Below are 15,096 nucleotides of genomic sequence, written 5' to 3' on the forward strand. Positions count from 1 at the left end.
CTACGGGCGCCACCCGGACTAGCGAACAGACCACACACCGCCCCTGTGTCGGACAGTATCTGCGCTGGTGTCGCGAAAGTCCGTGACCTGGCCCGGCGTGTACTGCGCGCTCCCGATGTCGGCGAGCAGGCTGGCGAGCGCCCAGCGCAGCGGCACCAGTCCCAGCGCGTCCGCCCGGTCGAGTGCGGCGTCGGCGATCGCCCGGCAACGGTCGAGTTCGCCGTGACTGCACAGCGCCGCGGCGAGCACCACGTCGGATTTGACGCGATGCCGCACCGAGGTGAACGCCGCCGCCGCCGTGACGGCGCGTTCGGCGTGCTCGACGGCCGTCGCGCCGTCCCCCTGCACCATCGCGAGTTCCGCGCTGACCCACTCCAGGCGCACCGGCAGGCGGGCCTCGCCGGCGGCCTCGACGACCGTGGCCGCGCGCTCGAGCAGCCGCTGCGATGCCGCGAACCGGCCGACTCCGAGGGCGTCGGCTGCGAGGCCGATCAGCGCGTCGGCGACCGCGTCGTCGGTGTCCGCGGCCCGCAACGCCCGGCCGTCCCATCCCGCGGCCGGTCGGTGGCCGCCCAGTTGCCGCAGGAAGGACGCCGCGGTGCTCATCGCCAGAGAACGCGGGGCGGGCCCGGAGGACCGCGCCAGGGCGGTCAATTCGGTGTGTGCGACGGCGTAGCGGCCCTGACCGCCCGCGGCCACCGCACGCAGCCACCGGTCCCGCGAGCCGGCCGGCGGGGGTAGCGGCCAGAGATCGGGCCGGTCGCCGAACGCGGCGTCGAGGAGCGGGCTGGTCATGGCCTTGCGACGCTACCAACGCCGCGTCGGGGGGTTGAGTGGCAAATCACGATTCCGCGAAGGCCGTCGAGCGGTTAACTCTTTGTGCGCCTCGAGTTACGGCCACGTTAAGCAGCGGCCCGAAGCTGCCATTGGCCGATGGGCGCGAACTGGCTGAATGCCGTCGTCAGAGGCGGCGCCGCCTCGGCGGTTAGCACGTTTCGCGCCGACGGCAAGTCAGAAGGATGAACGTGACGTAAATTCTTGAGCTGCGGTTATGCGATTGAGCACATGATCGGGCTATTGACGGAAATTCTTTTGCCCTTCTACGTTGTGTGCACGAGTGGTCATCGGCGACAAGTGCTCGAATCTGTTCCACGACGCACGCTCTATTGCGTTCCCGAAATGGGTGTTTAGAGAGGGGTTTTCCCATGCCTCAGCCGCAGCAGCTGCCCGGACCCAACGCCGACATCTGGGATTGGCAGATGCACGGACTTTGCCGGGGTGTCGATTCTTCGATGTTCTTCCACCCCGACGGCGAGCGGGGACGCGCCCGCGCCCAACGCGAAATGCGCGCCAAGGAAATGTGCCGAAGCTGCCCTGTGATCGCCCAATGCCGCTCGCACGCTCTCGCCGTCGGCGAGCCCTACGGAATCTGGGGCGGATTGAGCGAATCCGAGCGGGAGATGTTGCTCAAGCGCGGTATCCGCCGGACCGCCTGACGACGCCACTCAGCGAACGATGAAGCCCCATCTCGGCAAACACCGAGATGGGGCTTCTCCGTCTGTGGACGACGAATTCCGGGGGTCGGCTCAGCGGGCGCCGGCCGCCAGCCATCGCTCGAACGTCGTCGAGGCGATGCGGGCGTTGTCCGCCGGCAGCAGGACGTTGCCGGCCATGGACAGATCCAGGGGTCCCGACCAGGTGGGCACCAGCTTGACCGTCCGCCCGCGGACGGCGTTGGTGCGCCTGGCCATGTCGACCAGGTCCTGGGTCTCGGGTCCGGCGACGTCGACATAGCGGCCCTGCGGCTCTCCGGCGGCGATCTCGGCCAGGACGGCGGCGATGTCGTCGGGGGCGATCGGCTGCACCAGCAGCGGGGCGATGGTGGCGACGCCGTCGTGTTCGGTCCAGCCGGCCGCCAGAGCCGCGAAATCGTGGAACTGCGTGGCCGGCACGATCGTCCACGGCACGGCGCCTTCTGCGACCAGGCGCTCCTGTTCCCGCTTGCCGTCGTAGTGCGCGGTACCGCCGTCGCTCATCCGGTCGATACCGACGATCGACAGCAGCACATGGTGGGACACCCCTGCCCGTTTCTCCGCCGCCAGGAGAGTCCTCGTCGTGGTCGCGAAATAGTCGCGCGTCTCGTCGGGGCTGATCGGTGGCGAACTGATCGCATCGACCACGGCGTGGACGCCGTCGAGCGCAGCGTCCAGACCGTCGCCCGTCAGCAGGTCGACGCCGAGCGAGCGACTTATACGGACGACCTCGTGCCCGTCCCGCTCGAGGAACGACGCCGTGCGGGCACCGATGTTGCCGGTCGCGCCGGCCACCGCGATTCGCATCGTGACCTCCCCGATCACGGTAACCGAGCGGCCTAGCGTGCCGCCAGGTCTCGCAGCACCATCTCCGTCGTGGGCCAGTCCATGCACTTGTCGGTGACCGACTGCCCGTAGGTGAGCGGCCGCGACTCGGAGGACTGCGCGCCGCCGACGAGGAAGCTCTCCAACATCACGCCGCTGACCGGAAGCCCGTCGCGGATCAGCTGTGCCACCTCGGCGGCCACGCCGGCCTGGCGGACGTGGTCCTTCCCGGAGTTGGCGTGGCTGCAGTCGACGACCACCCGGCCGGGTAGTCCGGCGGCGGTCAGCTTGGCGGCCGCGGCCTGCACCGCATCCGCGCCGTGGTTGGGCCCGTCCGTACCGCCGCGCAGGATCACGTGGCAGTCTTCGTTGCCGTCAGTGCTGACCACCGCGCCGCGGCCGGAGTCGTCCATCCCGAAGAAGACATGCTGGGCGGCAGCCGCTTTGACCCCGTCGACGGCCACCTGGATGTTGCCGTCGGTGCCGTTCTTGAAGCCGACCGGCATCGACAGGCCCGAGGCGAGCTGGCGGTGCACCTGCGATTCGGTGGTGCGGGCGCCGATGGCTCCCCACGCGACCGCGTCCGCGATGTACTGGGGGCTGGTCGGTTCCAGGAACTCGCACCCGACGGGCAGGCCGATGTCGATGATGTCGAGCAGCAGTTGGCGGGCGGTGCGCAGGCCGCGCGACACGTCGAAGGTGCCGTCCATCCCCGGATCGTTGATCAGGCCCTTCCAGCCGATCGTCGTGCGCGGCTTCTCGAAGTACACGCGCATGACGATCTTGAGCCGATCGCCGAGTTCGTCGGCCACCTTGGCCAGCCGGCTGGCGTAGTCCAGTGCGGCGACCGGATCGTGCACCGAACACGGCCCCACCACGACCAGGAGGCGGTCGTCACGTCCGGCGAGGATGTCGGCGATCTCGGTGCGGTCGCGGGCGACCCGCTCGGCGCGCCGGGCGCCCAGCGGGAACTCGGCGAGCACCTCATGCGGGCTGGGAATCGCGCTGAAACTGCGGATGCGCCGATCGGACGTGGCCGGCGGGGTGGCGATCTGCGCCAGGTTCATTTCTCGAGGTGCCTTTCTGGACACGGGCACCTGCGTGGGGTTCCGGTGCCCTTGAATGACGAAAGGCAGCGACCGAGTGGTCACTGCCTGGGCTCCGGGTGGATGCGTGCTTAGCGCTGCGCTTTATCGGCTCCGCCCGGAGCCTCGATAAAGAGCCAATAGCCGGCGCGCACACCAATGGTCACGCGGACAGGCTACACCACCGGTCGGGGTCACCTCGGCCGGGGACTTTCGCCTCTGGCAGATGGCCGTGGGCCGCGAAGGATGGGGGTATGCCTCCGCACTGCGATTCTCTCGACGGTCCGGTCGTCACCGCTGCCAAGGCGGCCCTGGTGGAAGCGAATGTCGACCTGGTCCTGCCGTTCGTCCCGGAAGGCGCCGAACAGGAGGTGCGGGACGCGTTCGAGCGCACCCGCGCCGCTCAGGCCGAAGGCGGGCACGTTACGCACGAGGTGGCCGATCTGTACTTTTTCGGCACCGTGGTCCGCCTGCATCGAGCAGGTGAGGGTGCACCGTTCACCGGGCTCAAACCGGCCGGTCTCGACGTGGGACCGGTGATCCCGATGGCGGAGCGGGCGATCGAGCAGCGATCCGTCGACGATCTGCACGCCTTCCTGTCCGCCGAACTGCGCAAGGAGCTGCAGAGGCGCCTCGACAGGATCAAGGCGCTCAGCGCGGGGGTGACGACGGCCGAGCGTCGCGAATACGTCGAAGCGGTTCTGGGCCTGCAGGTGTACAGCCACCACCTGTACAGGTTCATGCGACGCGATCCGCACGAGGGTTGACCGTTCGGCTTCTCGGCCAGCGCCTGCGTTTCATCCGGGGTGGGCGGCCAACCATTCGAGAAGGAGGTCTGCGACCGCGTCCGATTGCTCGTCGAGCAACCAGTGTGATCCCGACAGTATCTTGAAGCGATACTCGGCACTGACATGGTCGCCGGTGAGCCGGGCGCCCTTCTCCACGAGGCCGGCGTCGCGGTCACTCCACACGAACATCGTTGGGACAGTGATCTTTCTGTTGATACGAGGAATCCCGGACAGCGGGATCGCGCGGTACCAGTTCAGCGCAGCGGTGAGCACACCTGGCTCACTCATGGCGCGGGCATCGCGGTCGGCGGCGTCCTTGGGCTGCCCCGCCTTCGACTGCATGAACCTCGACATCCTCGAGCCGCTCCCGTCGCCGCTCAGGAGATATCGCTCGGGGATCCCAGGAATCTGGAAGAAGGAGATGTACCAGGAAGCGAATGCCTGTCTGCTTGTCGGCATCGCTCTGAGGAACGCCGCGGGGTGCGGCACGGACATCGCGGTCAGCGAAGCGAGGCGCTCGGGCATGTCGGCGGCGAGAGCCCATGCCACAGTGGCACCCCAGTCGTAGCCGACCAGGTGTACCCGCGCCGCACCGCTGGCGTCGATGAGGGCGAGGATGTCGGCGACCAGCTCGGAGATCCGGTAATCCCGCCGGCGCGCGGGACAATCGCGCTACCCACTCCCCTCGGATCAGCTCCCGTTCACGGTTGTCAGGCGTAATCTGTCGCGACATCGGAGCTCACAGGGGAGCAGGAGATGGCACTTGTTGACTTTTCAGGAATCTTCCTGCGCCGGTTGGCCGTTGCCGTCGTTGTCACCGCCGTGACGCCGGGATTGGTCGCACTCGGGGCCGAATCAGCGCCCGCGAGAGCGTTTTCCAGTCCGGACCTGCCCGTCGAGCAACTCGACGTGCCGTCCGCAGCGATGAACCGCACCATCAGGGTGGAATTCCTCAGCGGTGGGCCGGGTTCGCACGCCGTGTACCTGCTCGACAGCATGGAGGCGCCCGAAGACGTCAGCGGCTGGGACCGCAATACCGCCGCGTTCGACATCTTGAACGGCTCGGGACTCTCGGTGGTCATGCCGGTGGGCGGCGAATCCAGCTTCTACAGTGACTGGTATCAGCCGGCGGTGGGCAACGGGCGGACAGTCGCTTACAAGTGGGAGACGTTCATCGCCCGCGAGTTACCCGCGTGGCTTGCGGCGAACAAAGACGTCGCCCCGACAGGCAACGCGGCGGTGGGCGCGTCGATGGGTGGTTCGGCGGCGCTGACACTGGCCGCCTACTATCCGGAGCAGTTCGTCTATGCCGGATCGCTGTCCGCATTCCCCAATCTCTCCGAGGGGCCATGGCCCGGGCTGGTCAACCTGTCGATGAACTGGAACGGCGGTTTCGACTCCGCCGCCATGTGGGGCCCGCCCGGCGACCCGGCATGGGCGCGGAACGACCCGACCGTGAACGTCGCCCGGCTCGTCGCGAACAACACCCGGATCTGGTTGTACTGCGGCAACGGTTCGCCCACCGACGTCGCCTACGCCAACCCCGCTCCGGTGGCCGGCGAGGGATTCCTCGAAGGCTTCGCGATCGAATCGAACCAGAGATTCCGCGATCGCTACGTCGCCGCGGGCGGACGCAACGGCGTGTTCAACTTCCCGTCGAACGGCACCCACAACTGGGGTTACTGGGCTCAACAACTCCAGGAGATGCGGCCGGATCTGCAGCGAAGGCTCGGATAGCGGATCCCACCAGAACCGGTCTTGTGGCCTGCGCCGAATAAGTCGGCTGTCACCGCGATCGCCGGCGCAGTACGGACACACCCGGTCCGTCCAGCTCGCCGAAGACCGGAACCCGTCCCACGGCGGCCATCAACAACATGCCCGCTCGCCCGCGAATGTTCTGTCCCGCACCCCATTCCCGATCCATGTCGGTGGCTCGCAGGCGAAGACCGCGTAGGCGCAGCAACGGCACCAACCCGATCGGAACCGGCCCGGCGAGAAAGTCGAGTGCCACCGCGGTTCGCCGCGGATCAGGCGCGAAGTCGAGCCCGAGCGGAATTCTCATGTCACCGCTGTGCGCCATCACCTCGGCGAGCAGCCCAGGAGCTTGCGGTGGAGGTCGCCAATACCGGTGGTCTGCAAGGCTGCGCAACCCTGCGGCGATCTCACCGGCGGGCAGCTCGGCTTTGCGGCGCGCCAGCTCGTCGATGGCGCGATCCGGACTGCCGCGTCGCACGCCCAGCAGCGTCATCTTGAGCGTGCCCTCGACGAGGAAGCTCAATAGATGGGCGCCGACTGTCTTCACATCCCAGCCGGCGCAGAGGCTCGGGGTCGCCAACTGACTGTCGTCCAGTTCGTCGAGGAGGTCGGCCACACGACGACGTTCGTCCGCTACCGCGGCGAAGATCTGATCGCGGTCCATCACAGAAGAATACGGCCGTCGCGCACAACGAGTTCCGAAAACGGAAGGTCGAGCACCTGGTGGGCGTGGCCGCGGCGACCGTGCCCGTGATCCTGGTCCCCGGTCGGTGAGCCCGAGCGGTCGGGTAGTCAGGGCGTCGACAGTCTGACTGGCGGTGAAGATGGCGTCACCGGTGGTCTTAGTGAGCTGCTCGACGCGTGCCCCGACGTTGACGGTGTCGCCGATCAACGTGAACTCGAGCGAAGTCGTTGCCGCTCAGCGCATACCGGGCCAGATTGCGGCGACAACAGTGATCGGCACACCGATACACAGCGTCAACGCAGAAGCGATCACGACGGACAACGCCGGCGCATCACCCAACCGCTCCAGGACGAATGCCAGCAGAACACTGAGAAGGGCGAACACGAACGCGACTCCGAGGATGGACAGGTTGGTCCACGCGGCGAAGGTCGGACGTGAGCGAGGCAGCGAGTCACCGAGGCTGGTCTCACCTGAGATGGCGATCCTGGCCGGCGCAGCATTCCTTCCACGACGCTGTTGCAGCGTCGTGAGCAGACTGGCACCTCCGAGAGCGGCGCCGACGATCGCCACCACCGTTCGCACGCGTGCGTCGCGAGCCCAGGAGTAGGTCGCCTCGAGCGCCCTTGCAGGATCGACTCCCTAACCGGCAGCAGCAGCGCGAACGAGACGGCGCAGATCATCCATGAGTGTCTCGCTCCGTACCGGTCCCACACCCACTGCCAGATTCGGTCCATACCGACGACAAAACACCCCCGGCCCAACAGGACCGGGGGTGTTTGCGTGGAACTCCGAACTAGTGGGCGTGGCCGTGATGTCCGTGCCCGTGATCCTCGTCCTCGGCCGGCTTGTCGACGACCGCAGTCTCGGTGGTGAGCACCATCCGGGCGACCGACGCGGCGTTGAGCACCGCGGACCGCGTCACCTTGACCGGGTCGACGACACCGTCGGCGAGCAGGTCGCCGAATTCGAGCGTCGCGGCGTTGAAGCCTTGTCCCGCAGGCAGTTCGCTGACCTTGTTCACCACGACCGAACCGTCCAGGCCGGCGTTGGTGGCGATCCAGTACAGCGGAGCCGACAGCGCCGAGTTGAACACCTCGACACCGAGCGCCTCGTCGCCGGACACCGACCCGCGCAGTTCCGCCAGCGCCTTGCGGGCCTGCACCAGGGCGGCGCCGCCGCCCGTGACGATGCCCTCTTCGACCGCTGCCTTCGCCGCGGCGACCGCATCCTCGACGGCTTCCTTGCGCTTCTTCAGGTCGGTCTCGGTGGCCGCCCCGACCTTGATCACCGCGACGCCGCCGGCGAGCTTGGCCAGCCGCTCCTCGAGCTTCTCGCGATCCCACTCGGAGTCGGTCGCCTCGATCTCGGCGCGCAGCTGCTTGGCCCGGTCGGCGATCGCGTCGGCGCTGCCGCCGCCGTCGACGATCACGGTGCTGTCCTTGGTGACCACCACACGGCGCGCGGTGCCCAGCACGTCCAGCCCCACCTCGCGCAGCACCAGGCCGACGTCGGGGTTGATCACCTGACCGCCGGTGACGACGGCGAGGTCGTCGAGGAACGCCTTGCGGCGGTCACCGAAGAACGGCGCCTTGACCGCGACGGCCTTGAGGGTCTTGCGGATCGCGTTGACGACGAGCGTGGACAGCGCCTCGCCTTCGACGTCCTCGGCGACGATCAGCAGCGGCTTACCGGCCTCGGCCACCTTCTCCAGCAGCGGCAGCAGGTCGGGCAGCGAGCTGATCTTCTCGCGGTGCAGCAGCACCAGCGCGTCCTCGAGCACCGCTTCCTGGGAGTCGAAATCGGTGACGAAGTACGCCGAGATGAAGCCCTTGTCGAAGCCGACACCCTCGGTGACCTCGAGTTCGGTGTTCAGGGTCGAGGACTCTTCGACGGTCACGACTCCGTCGTGGCCGACCTTGGTCATCGCCTCACCGACCAGCTCGCCGATCTGCTGGTCGCGGGAGCTGACCGTGGCGACCTGGGCGATTCCGCTCTTGTCGTCGACCGGGGTGGCCGCGGCCAGCAGCGCCTCGGACACGGCGTCGGCGGCCTTGCTGATCCCCGCACCCAGGGCGATCGGGTTGGCGCCGGCCGCGACGTTGCGCAGACCGGCCTTGACGAGCGCCTGCGCCAGCACGGTGGCGGTGGTGGTGCCGTCGCCGGCGACGTCGTTGGTCTTGGTCGCCACCGACTTGACCAGCTGTGCGCCCAGGTTCTCGAACGGATCCTCGAGGTCGATCTCGCGGGCGATCGTGACACCGTCGTTGGTGACGGTCGGGCCGCCCCACGATTTGGCCAGCACGACGTTGCGACCGCGCGGGCCGAGCGTCACCTTCACCGCGTCGGCGAGCTTGTCGACACCGACTTCCATTGCGCGGCGCGCAGTTTCGTTGAACTCAATCTGCTTGCTCATATGTGTCTTCCTGTTTTTGGCATGCAACGCATGCCGCCCCGGACATCACCCGTACGTGACGGGGATCTCCGGGGCGGACACGGGCGCTTACTTGTTGACGACAGCCAGCACGTCGCGGGCCGAGAGGATCAGGTACTCCTCGCCGTTGTACTTGATCTCGGTGCCGCCGTACTTGCTGTAGATGACGGTGTCGCCCTCGGACACGTCCAGCGGAATCCGCTTTTCACCCTCGTCGTCCCAGCGGCCGGGGCCGACGGCGACAACGGTGCCCTCCTGCGGCTTCTCCTTGGCGGTGTCCGGGATGACCAGACCGGAAGCGGTCGTGGTCTCGGCCTCGTTGGCCTGGACGAGGATCTTGTCCTCGAGTGGCTTGATGTTCACGCTCGCCACGATGGAGCCCTCCACTAGTTCGGTGTAGGTCCAGGTGGTCCCGGACCTGAATGTTTCCAGCGTTTACAGATGCTCGGCATGCGTCCGGTCCCGAGCGCCGTCGTCGCGGGTGCCGACACAGGGTTGGCCGCCTGCCACCTAGCACTCTATACATGCGAGTGCTAGCACTCAAGGGTGGGTGGGTGCCTGTCCGCCGAAGTCATGCGGGTTGATCAAAAGATGCGCCGAGACGTCCCCGACGTGCTCCACGTCGACCTCACGCGCGGTGAAGTACCAGCCTGCCCCGTCGCGGGCGAAGGTGTCGCGGTAACGCCCGACGACGATCGGCTGCAGCGGCACCGTCTCGGTCGCCTGCACGACGCAGAAGGTCGACCGGGCCGCCGCGGTGTCGCCGTCGAGTTCCACGACGGGGTTGAGCACGAGGTGACGCGTGCGCGGGGTGTTGCCCTGCTCGGGGTACCGCCTGGTCGTGGCCGTGAACAGCGTCGCGATCGGGCCGGCGCCGGCCACGCCCGCGAACGAACCCCGCTCGAGCAGCCGCCCCACCCCGTCGAAATCCCCGGCGTCGACCAGCTCGGCGTAACGGTAGAGCAGCTCGTGGATCGCCAGGACGTGCTCGGCCCTGTTCACGCGACCTGGCTCCGCACCACCGGCAGCCCCGGATCACTGGCCGCATCGAGCGGTGAGGCCGGCGCTCCGGCAGCGATCAGGTGGGCGGCGAACGACGCGATCATCGCGCCGTTGTCGGTGCACAGCCGCGGCCGCGGGATCCGCAGGGTCAACCCCGCCTCGGCGCACCGCTGCTCGGCCAGTTCCCGAAGACGCGAATTCGCCGCGACCCCGCCGGCGATGAGCAGTGTCGACACCCCGAGATTCTCGGCCGCCCGCACCGCCTTCCGAGTGAGCACGTCGGCCACCGCCTCCTGGAAGCCCGCCGCCACGTCGGCCTGCGACGCCTCGGGATGACTCTCCACGTACCGGGCGACCGCGGTCTTGAGACCCGAGAAGCTGAACGCGTGGGGGTCATCGCGTGGTCCGGTCATGCCGCGCGGGAACACGATGGCGTCGCGGTTCCCTTCCCGCGCCAGGTCGTCGAGCACCTTGCCGCCGGGATATCCCAGTCCGAGCAGCCGGGCCACCTTGTCGTAGGCCTCGCCTGCTGCGTCGTCGACCGTGCTGCCCAGCTCGATGATCGGCTCCCCCAGCGACCGCACGTGCAGCAGGTGGGTGTGGCCGCCGGAGACCAGCAGGCCCACACTCTCGGGCAGCGGACCGTGGTCGTAGACGTCGGCGGCCAGATGTCCACCGAGGTGGTTGACGCCGTAGAACGGAACCTGCCAGGCTGCCGAATACGCTTTGGCCGCAGCGACTCCCACGAGCAGTGCGCCGGCCAGTCCGGGTCCGATCGTGGCGGCCACCACGTCCGGCTTCCGGACGCCCGCCGTGTCGAGCGCGCGCCGCATGGTCGGGCCGAGCGCTTCGAGGTGGGCTCGGGAGGCGATCTCGGGCACCACGCCCCCGAAGCGCGCGTGCTCGTCCACGCTGGAGGCCACCTCGTCGGCCAACAACGTCACCGTGCCGTCGTCGGACAGTTCGGCGATGCCGACACCGGTCTCGTCGCAGGAGCTCTCGATGGCCAGGATGATCACGGCACTTCTCGTTTCGCAACGCCGGGTGGGTCTCGCCTCATCGTATAGGCGTCCGCACCGCTGACCCGGTAGTACCGCTTGCGCAGCCCCACCCTGGTGAACCCGACGCTCTCGTACAGCGCGATGGCCGGTTCGTTGTCGGTGCGCACCTCCAGGAAGATCACGCACTGACCGGCCACCTCGAGCAACGACTCGAGCATCCGGCGGCCGATCCCCCGACCCTGGTGGGCGGGGTCCACTCCGATGGTGTGGATCTCGTACTCGTACGGCTCGTTTCGTCCCAGCCGCGCGATGCCGCCGTACCCGACGAGGATGCCGTCGACGCGTGCCGCGACGTAATGGTTGTGCGGGGCGCTCAGTTCGGCGAGGAACGCCCGTGCGGGCCAGGGATCGTCGCCGGGGAAGAGCTCGGCTTCGAGATCGGCGCAGCGGGCGGCATCGTCTTCGGTGAGCGTGCCGTAGGTGACGCTCACCGGCGGGTCTGTTCGGCGCGCGGTATCGCGTCGGGCCGGCGCAGGTACAGCGGCACCAGCGCGTCCGGTTCGGCGGTCCAGTCGGTGACGGCGCGAACCAGGCCGTCGACCGACGGATACCGGGGGCCGACGACGGTGAGGTCGAAAAGACCTGCGTGGTCCGGTGATCCGGCCGCGACCGAGGCGCCGGGCGGCACGTCGGCCGCTGCATTGACCGCGGGACCGTCGACCCGGACGCCGTCGCGGTAGCGCGCCCAGTACACCTCACGGCGACGTGCATCGGTCACGACGAGCGCCTCGCCGGAGGTCGCGACCCCGATGGCGTCGAGGCTGCACACCCCGTGCACCGGGATGCCCAGCGCGTGTCCGTAGGCGGCGGCCGTGGCCATTCCGACGCGCAGGCCGGTGAACGGGCCGGGCCCGCACCCGACCACCACGGCGGTGAGATCGCCGACGGTGATGCCGGCGTCGCCGACGGCGGCCAGGACGTTGGGCGTCAGACGCTCGGCGTGCGCCCGAGGGTCCACCGTCACCCGCTCGGCGAGCACGGTGAGCCCGTCGTCCTCGCGACGCACCACTCCGGCGGTGACGGCGGGTGTGGCGGTGTCGATGGCCAGGATCAGCGCGCTCACTGTCCGCTCCACTGCCAGATCGCGGTGCGCGCCTCGGTGTCGACGCCGCGTTCGAGCCGGATGTCGAGGTGGTGGTCGGAGAGTCGCTCGGCGACGCCTTCACCCCACTCGACCACGACGACCGCATCCTCGAGATCGGTGTCCAGGTCCAGTGAGTCGAGTTCGGCGAGCAGGTCGGTACCGGGATGGTCGAGCAGTCGGTACATGTCGACGTGCACCATCGCCGGCCGGCCGGGCTGCCGTGCGCGGTGCACGCGCGCCAACACGAACGTGGGCGAGGTGACCGGCCCCTCGACGCCCATCGCCTCGGCGATTCCCTTGGCCAGCACGGTCTTTCCCGCACCGAGCGGACCGGACAGCACGACGACGTCGCCGGCGTGCAGGTGCGCCCCGAGTTGGACTCCCAGCGCCCTGGTGTCGTCCGCGGTGGCCAGTTCCGCGGTACCGCTCTGCCGGTCAGCCACGAGACCTCGCCCGGTCACGGATGCGCCGTGTCAGCGCGACGAGTTTGGACGGGGTGGCCCGTTCGACCAACCGGACCAGTGCGTCGTCGATCTCCTCCGGCTGCTCTAACTGCACCAGATGGCCGGCGCCGTCGACGATGACGAGCTCGGATTTGGGCAGCGCGGCGGCCATCTCCTGGGAGTACTCCATCGGGGTGAGCAGGTCACGGTCCCCGCAGGCGATCAACGTCGGGACCTTGGCCAGTGTGGCAAGGCCGCCCGTCTCGTCGTGCACCTCCAGCGCGTGCAGGAACTCGACCAGCGTCGCGATCGGCGTGTCATGCATCATCTTCTCGGAGAACGCGACGACGCTCGGGCTGATCTTCTCGTCACCGTAGGACGCCGCGCGCAAGATCGGGCCGATCACCGCGCGGGCCAGGCCACGGGTCCGGTGGACCGTGCCGGGGGCGTAGCGCGCCGCGAACCGGACCGCCTCCAGGGCAGGGTTTTTCAGGATCTCGCCGAGGGGGGAACGGGAGACGCCCTCGGCGGCGGAGGAGATGATGGCGGCGCCGACGACGCGGGTGGGATAGCGCTGCGGGTACTGCCGCGCGTGCGAGAGCACCGTCATACCGCCCATCGAGTGGCCGACCAGCACCACCGGTCCGCGCGGTGCGATCACCGCCAGTACCGCTTCGAGGTCCTGTCCGAGCTGGGTGACGGTGTAGGTGTCCGGCGGGGCGTCGCCGGACTGGCCGTGGCCGCGCTGGTCGTAGAAGACCATCCGGACCTGGTCACCCCACTGCTCCGACAGGCGGGCACGCTGGAAGTGGAAGGCACCCATGCGAAGACAGAAGCCGTGAGCGAAGACGACGGTCAGCGGAGCGTCGGCGGGTCCCACCTCGCGGACGGCCAGTGGCACCCCGTCGGTGGTGGTGACCACCGAGCTGCGGTCGGCGTCGAGCAGCTCGAAATCCTCTGTCGCATAAGGGTCGTCGTCGGTGACGCGGCGTGCCATCGAACGGGCCACGGTGACTCCGGCCAGTGAGCTGACCGCCGCCAGGCCCGCGGCACCGGCCAGCCACCCGGCATTCGCGTGCCGTTTGATCTCGTTGTCGGTCAACGACTTTCCCGTCGGTAGGTGCGGATCACCCGGCCGCGAGGGCTGGTGACGATCTCGTAGTTGATCGTGCCGATCTTGTCGGCCCAGTCCTGGGCAGTGGGTTCGCCCCGGGTGCCCGGACCGAAGAGGATGGCCTCGTCGCCGTCGGTGACATCGACGGGTCCCGGCCCGAGATCCACGACGAACTGGTCCATGCAGATCCGTCCGACACCCGGCCGCAGCCGGCCGTTGATCAACACCTGGAGGCGGCCGCTGAGGGTGCGGAACACCCCGTCGGCGTAACCGATCGGCAACAACGCCAGCGTCGTGTCCCGTTCGGCGATCCAGGTGTGGCCATAGGAGACCCCGTCACCCGCGTTGATCGAACGGGTCTGTGCGACCGGACACTTCAGCGTCATCGCCGGCCGCAGACCCATGTCGCCGAGCGATGGGATCGGGGTCTGTCCGTAGACGGCGATCCCCGGACGGACCATGTCGAAGGCCAGGTCGGGCCGGGTCAGCGCGGCGGGCGAGTTGCACAGATGGGCGACCTCGAACGTCACACCGGCGTCGGCGGCCCCGCGCCGCATCTCGCTCAGCCGTTCGGCCTGCCGGTCGTTGGTGGGGTTGTCGGGTTCGTCACCGCACGCCAGGTGCGACATGATGCCGCGCACGCGCACGGCGTCCTCGGCGACGGCCCGGGCCAGCTGGTCGAGCAGCGCGGGGTATTCGGCCGGGCTGACTCCGTTGCGGCTCAGGCCGGTGTCGGCCTTCACGGTGAGGGTGGCCGTCCTGCCGGTCCGTTGTACGGCGTCGAGAACCTCGCCGAGCTGACGTACCGAGGACACGGCCAGTTGGACGTCCGCTTCCAGGGCCGGGGCGAAGTCGGTGCCGGGTCCGTGGAGCCATGCCAGCACGGGTGCGGTGACGCCGTCACGACGCAGAGCGAGCGCTTCTTCGACGGTGGCCACGCCGAGTTCCGTGACACCCGCGTCGAGCACCGTTCTCGCGACCTCGGTGGCGCCGTGGCCGTATCCGTCCGCCTTGAGTACCGGCATGACCTGCGCACTGCCTGCGCGTTCGCGCAGCAGGGCGACGTTGTGGGCGATCGCGTCGAGGTCGACGACCACCTGGGGGGTGGGCGTCGTCGTGGTGGTGTCGGTTGTCTGCATGGTCATGTCACCGCCGACGATTGTCCCAGAACCCCGGGGACGGGTGCGTTGCGACCGGTTATCCACAGCGGCAGCTTCATCCACAGGCCAGATGATTTCGTGGGGTCGTGTCGGTGGCGCCTGGCAGAATCGAATGCATGTTCGATGGTTCG

Annotated in this window: 17 protein-coding genes and 2 pseudogenes; 3 read left to right on the plus strand and 16 right to left on the minus strand. The window is 68.6% G+C overall.

The genetic code is table 11. The features are described from left to right. Window positions 1-18 precede the first annotated feature (18 nt). The gene (locus AU196_RS07945; protein WP_059094555.1) at window positions 19-795 is read right to left on the minus strand and encodes a hypothetical protein; all 777 of its coding nucleotides are present in this window, start codon (window positions 793-795) and stop codon (window positions 19-21) included. Between the two features lie 410 nt (window positions 796-1,205). Between AU196_RS07945 and AU196_RS07950 the strand changes: the two genes are divergently transcribed. Beyond that, on the plus strand, window positions 1,206-1,496 hold the full coding sequence (locus AU196_RS07950; RefSeq protein ID WP_059094556.1) for a WhiB family transcriptional regulator: 291 nt from the start codon (window positions 1,206-1,208) through the stop codon (window positions 1,494-1,496). Window positions 1,497-1,586: 90 nt separating this feature from the next. Here the strand turns inward: AU196_RS07950 and AU196_RS07955 are convergent, their stop codons facing one another. Together AU196_RS07955 and AU196_RS07960 are read right to left on the minus strand one after the other, a co-directional pair. Continuing rightward, complete coding sequence (locus tag AU196_RS07955) at window positions 1,587-2,339, minus strand: SDR family oxidoreductase (protein WP_059094581.1); 753 nt, start codon at window positions 2,337-2,339, stop codon at window positions 1,587-1,589. A 32-nt stretch (window positions 2,340-2,371) separates the two neighbouring features. Next, on the minus strand, window positions 2,372-3,424 hold the full coding sequence (locus AU196_RS07960) for a 3-deoxy-7-phosphoheptulonate synthase (RefSeq protein WP_059094557.1): 1,053 nt from the start codon (window positions 3,422-3,424) through the stop codon (window positions 2,372-2,374). A 272-nt stretch (window positions 3,425-3,696) separates the two neighbouring features. Here AU196_RS07960 and AU196_RS07965 point away from each other — a divergent pair, with 272 nt between their 5' ends. Then, window positions 3,697-4,209 carry a DUF6448 family protein gene (locus AU196_RS07965; protein ID WP_157546130.1) on the plus strand — a complete coding sequence of 171 codons (513 nt, stop codon included), beginning with the start codon at window positions 3,697-3,699 and terminating at the stop codon, window positions 4,207-4,209. Between the two features lie 30 nt (window positions 4,210-4,239). Here AU196_RS07965 and AU196_RS07970 read toward each other — a convergent pair. Continuing rightward, window positions 4,240-4,872 (minus strand): annotated as a pseudogene (locus AU196_RS07970) (alpha/beta fold hydrolase); the annotation flags it as partial. A 114-nt stretch (window positions 4,873-4,986) separates the two neighbouring features. On the opposite strand from AU196_RS07970, the gene AU196_RS07975 reads away from it, so the two are divergent. Further along, a complete protein-coding gene (locus tag AU196_RS07975; protein ID WP_059094559.1) occupies window positions 4,987-5,967 on the plus strand; it encodes an esterase family protein in 981 nt (326 codons plus the stop codon). 49 nt (window positions 5,968-6,016) lie between these two features. Here the strand turns inward: AU196_RS07975 and AU196_RS07980 are convergent, their stop codons facing one another. From AU196_RS07980 to alr, 12 genes and pseudogenes are all read right to left on the minus strand, one after another. Then, on the minus strand, window positions 6,017-6,649 hold the full coding sequence (locus AU196_RS07980) for a maleylpyruvate isomerase family mycothiol-dependent enzyme (RefSeq protein ID WP_059094560.1): 633 nt from the start codon (window positions 6,647-6,649) through the stop codon (window positions 6,017-6,019). 96 nt (window positions 6,650-6,745) lie between these two features. After that, window positions 6,746-6,889 (minus strand): annotated as a pseudogene (locus AU196_RS26420) (adenylate/guanylate cyclase domain-containing protein); the annotation flags it as partial. A gap of 15 nt (window positions 6,890-6,904) precedes the next feature. Continuing rightward, window positions 6,905-7,243, minus strand: coding sequence for a hypothetical protein (locus tag AU196_RS07985; protein WP_059094561.1), 339 nt, complete (start codon window positions 7,241-7,243; stop codon window positions 6,905-6,907). Between the two features lie 220 nt (window positions 7,244-7,463). Beyond that, window positions 7,464-9,083, minus strand: a complete 1,620-nt coding sequence (groL, locus tag AU196_RS07990; RefSeq protein ID WP_059094562.1) for a chaperonin GroEL — start codon at window positions 9,081-9,083, stop codon at window positions 7,464-7,466. An 87-nt stretch (window positions 9,084-9,170) separates the two neighbouring features. After that, the gene (groES, locus tag AU196_RS07995) at window positions 9,171-9,473 is read right to left on the minus strand and encodes a co-chaperone GroES (protein ID WP_041310041.1); all 303 of its coding nucleotides are present in this window, start codon (window positions 9,471-9,473) and stop codon (window positions 9,171-9,173) included. A gap of 168 nt (window positions 9,474-9,641) precedes the next feature. Continuing rightward, on the minus strand, window positions 9,642-10,103 hold the full coding sequence (locus tag AU196_RS08000; RefSeq protein WP_059094563.1) for a nuclear transport factor 2 family protein: 462 nt from the start codon (window positions 10,101-10,103) through the stop codon (window positions 9,642-9,644). Then, window positions 10,100-11,122: a tRNA (adenosine(37)-N6)-threonylcarbamoyltransferase complex transferase subunit TsaD gene (gene tsaD, locus AU196_RS08005; protein WP_059094564.1), complete on the minus strand. Its 1,023-nt coding sequence runs from the start codon at window positions 11,120-11,122 to the stop codon at window positions 10,100-10,102. Before tsaD ends, AU196_RS08000 begins: the two co-directional genes overlap by 4 nt. Continuing rightward, window positions 11,119-11,595 (minus strand): ribosomal protein S18-alanine N-acetyltransferase, encoded by a 477-nt coding sequence (gene rimI, locus AU196_RS08010; protein ID WP_059094565.1) that lies wholly within the window; start codon window positions 11,593-11,595, stop codon window positions 11,119-11,121. The genes tsaD and rimI overlap by 4 nt, the downstream gene beginning before the upstream one ends. Then, complete coding sequence (gene tsaB / locus AU196_RS08015; protein WP_059094566.1) at window positions 11,592-12,227, minus strand: tRNA (adenosine(37)-N6)-threonylcarbamoyltransferase complex dimerization subunit type 1 TsaB; 636 nt, start codon at window positions 12,225-12,227, stop codon at window positions 11,592-11,594. Before tsaB ends, rimI begins: the two co-directional genes overlap by 4 nt. Beyond that, entirely contained in the window at window positions 12,224-12,691 is a 468-nt protein-coding gene (gene tsaE / locus AU196_RS08020) for a tRNA (adenosine(37)-N6)-threonylcarbamoyltransferase complex ATPase subunit type 1 TsaE (RefSeq protein ID WP_059094567.1), read from the minus strand. Before tsaE ends, tsaB begins: the two co-directional genes overlap by 4 nt. Then, window positions 12,684-13,793: an alpha/beta fold hydrolase gene (locus tag AU196_RS08025; RefSeq protein WP_059094568.1), complete on the minus strand. Its 1,110-nt coding sequence runs from the start codon at window positions 13,791-13,793 to the stop codon at window positions 12,684-12,686. The genes tsaE and AU196_RS08025 overlap by 8 nt, the downstream gene beginning before the upstream one ends. Further along, a complete protein-coding gene (gene alr / locus AU196_RS08030; protein ID WP_059094583.1) occupies window positions 13,790-14,944 on the minus strand; it encodes an alanine racemase in 1,155 nt (384 codons plus the stop codon). The genes AU196_RS08025 and alr overlap by 4 nt, the downstream gene beginning before the upstream one ends. Window positions 14,945-15,096: the final 152 nt, after the last annotated feature.

The organism is Mycobacterium sp. IS-1742, from assembly GCF_001500125.1.
Taxonomy (GTDB): Bacteria; Actinomycetota; Actinomycetes; order Mycobacteriales; family Mycobacteriaceae; genus Mycobacterium.

Excerpts from the sequence above, each read along its gene's own strand:
- AU196_RS07980 (WP_059094560.1), bottom strand. The coding sequence starts at position 6,649 with ATGGACCGCGATCAGATCTTCGCCGCGGTAGCGGACGAACGTCGTCGT.
- AU196_RS07975 (WP_059094559.1), top strand. The coding sequence starts at position 4,987 with ATGGCACTTGTTGACTTTTCAGGAATCTTCCTGCGCCGGTTGGCCGTT.
- AU196_RS07960 (WP_059094557.1), bottom strand. The coding sequence starts at position 3,424 with ATGAACCTGGCGCAGATCGCCACCCCGCCGGCCACGTCCGATCGGCGC.
- AU196_RS07955 (WP_059094581.1), bottom strand. The coding sequence starts at position 2,339 with ATGCGAATCGCGGTGGCCGGCGCGACCGGCAACATCGGTGCCCGCACG.
- alr (WP_059094583.1), bottom strand. The coding sequence starts at position 14,944 with ATGCAGACAACCGACACCACCACGACGACGCCCACCCCCCAGGTGGTC.
- AU196_RS07950 (WP_059094556.1), top strand. The coding sequence starts at position 1,206 with ATGCCTCAGCCGCAGCAGCTGCCCGGACCCAACGCCGACATCTGGGAT.
- AU196_RS07965 (WP_157546130.1), top strand. The coding sequence starts at position 3,697 with ATGCCTCCGCACTGCGATTCTCTCGACGGTCCGGTCGTCACCGCTGCC.
- groL (WP_059094562.1), bottom strand. The coding sequence starts at position 9,083 with ATGAGCAAGCAGATTGAGTTCAACGAAACTGCGCGCCGCGCAATGGAA.
- AU196_RS07945 (WP_059094555.1), bottom strand. The coding sequence starts at position 795 with ATGACCAGCCCGCTCCTCGACGCCGCGTTCGGCGACCGGCCCGATCTC.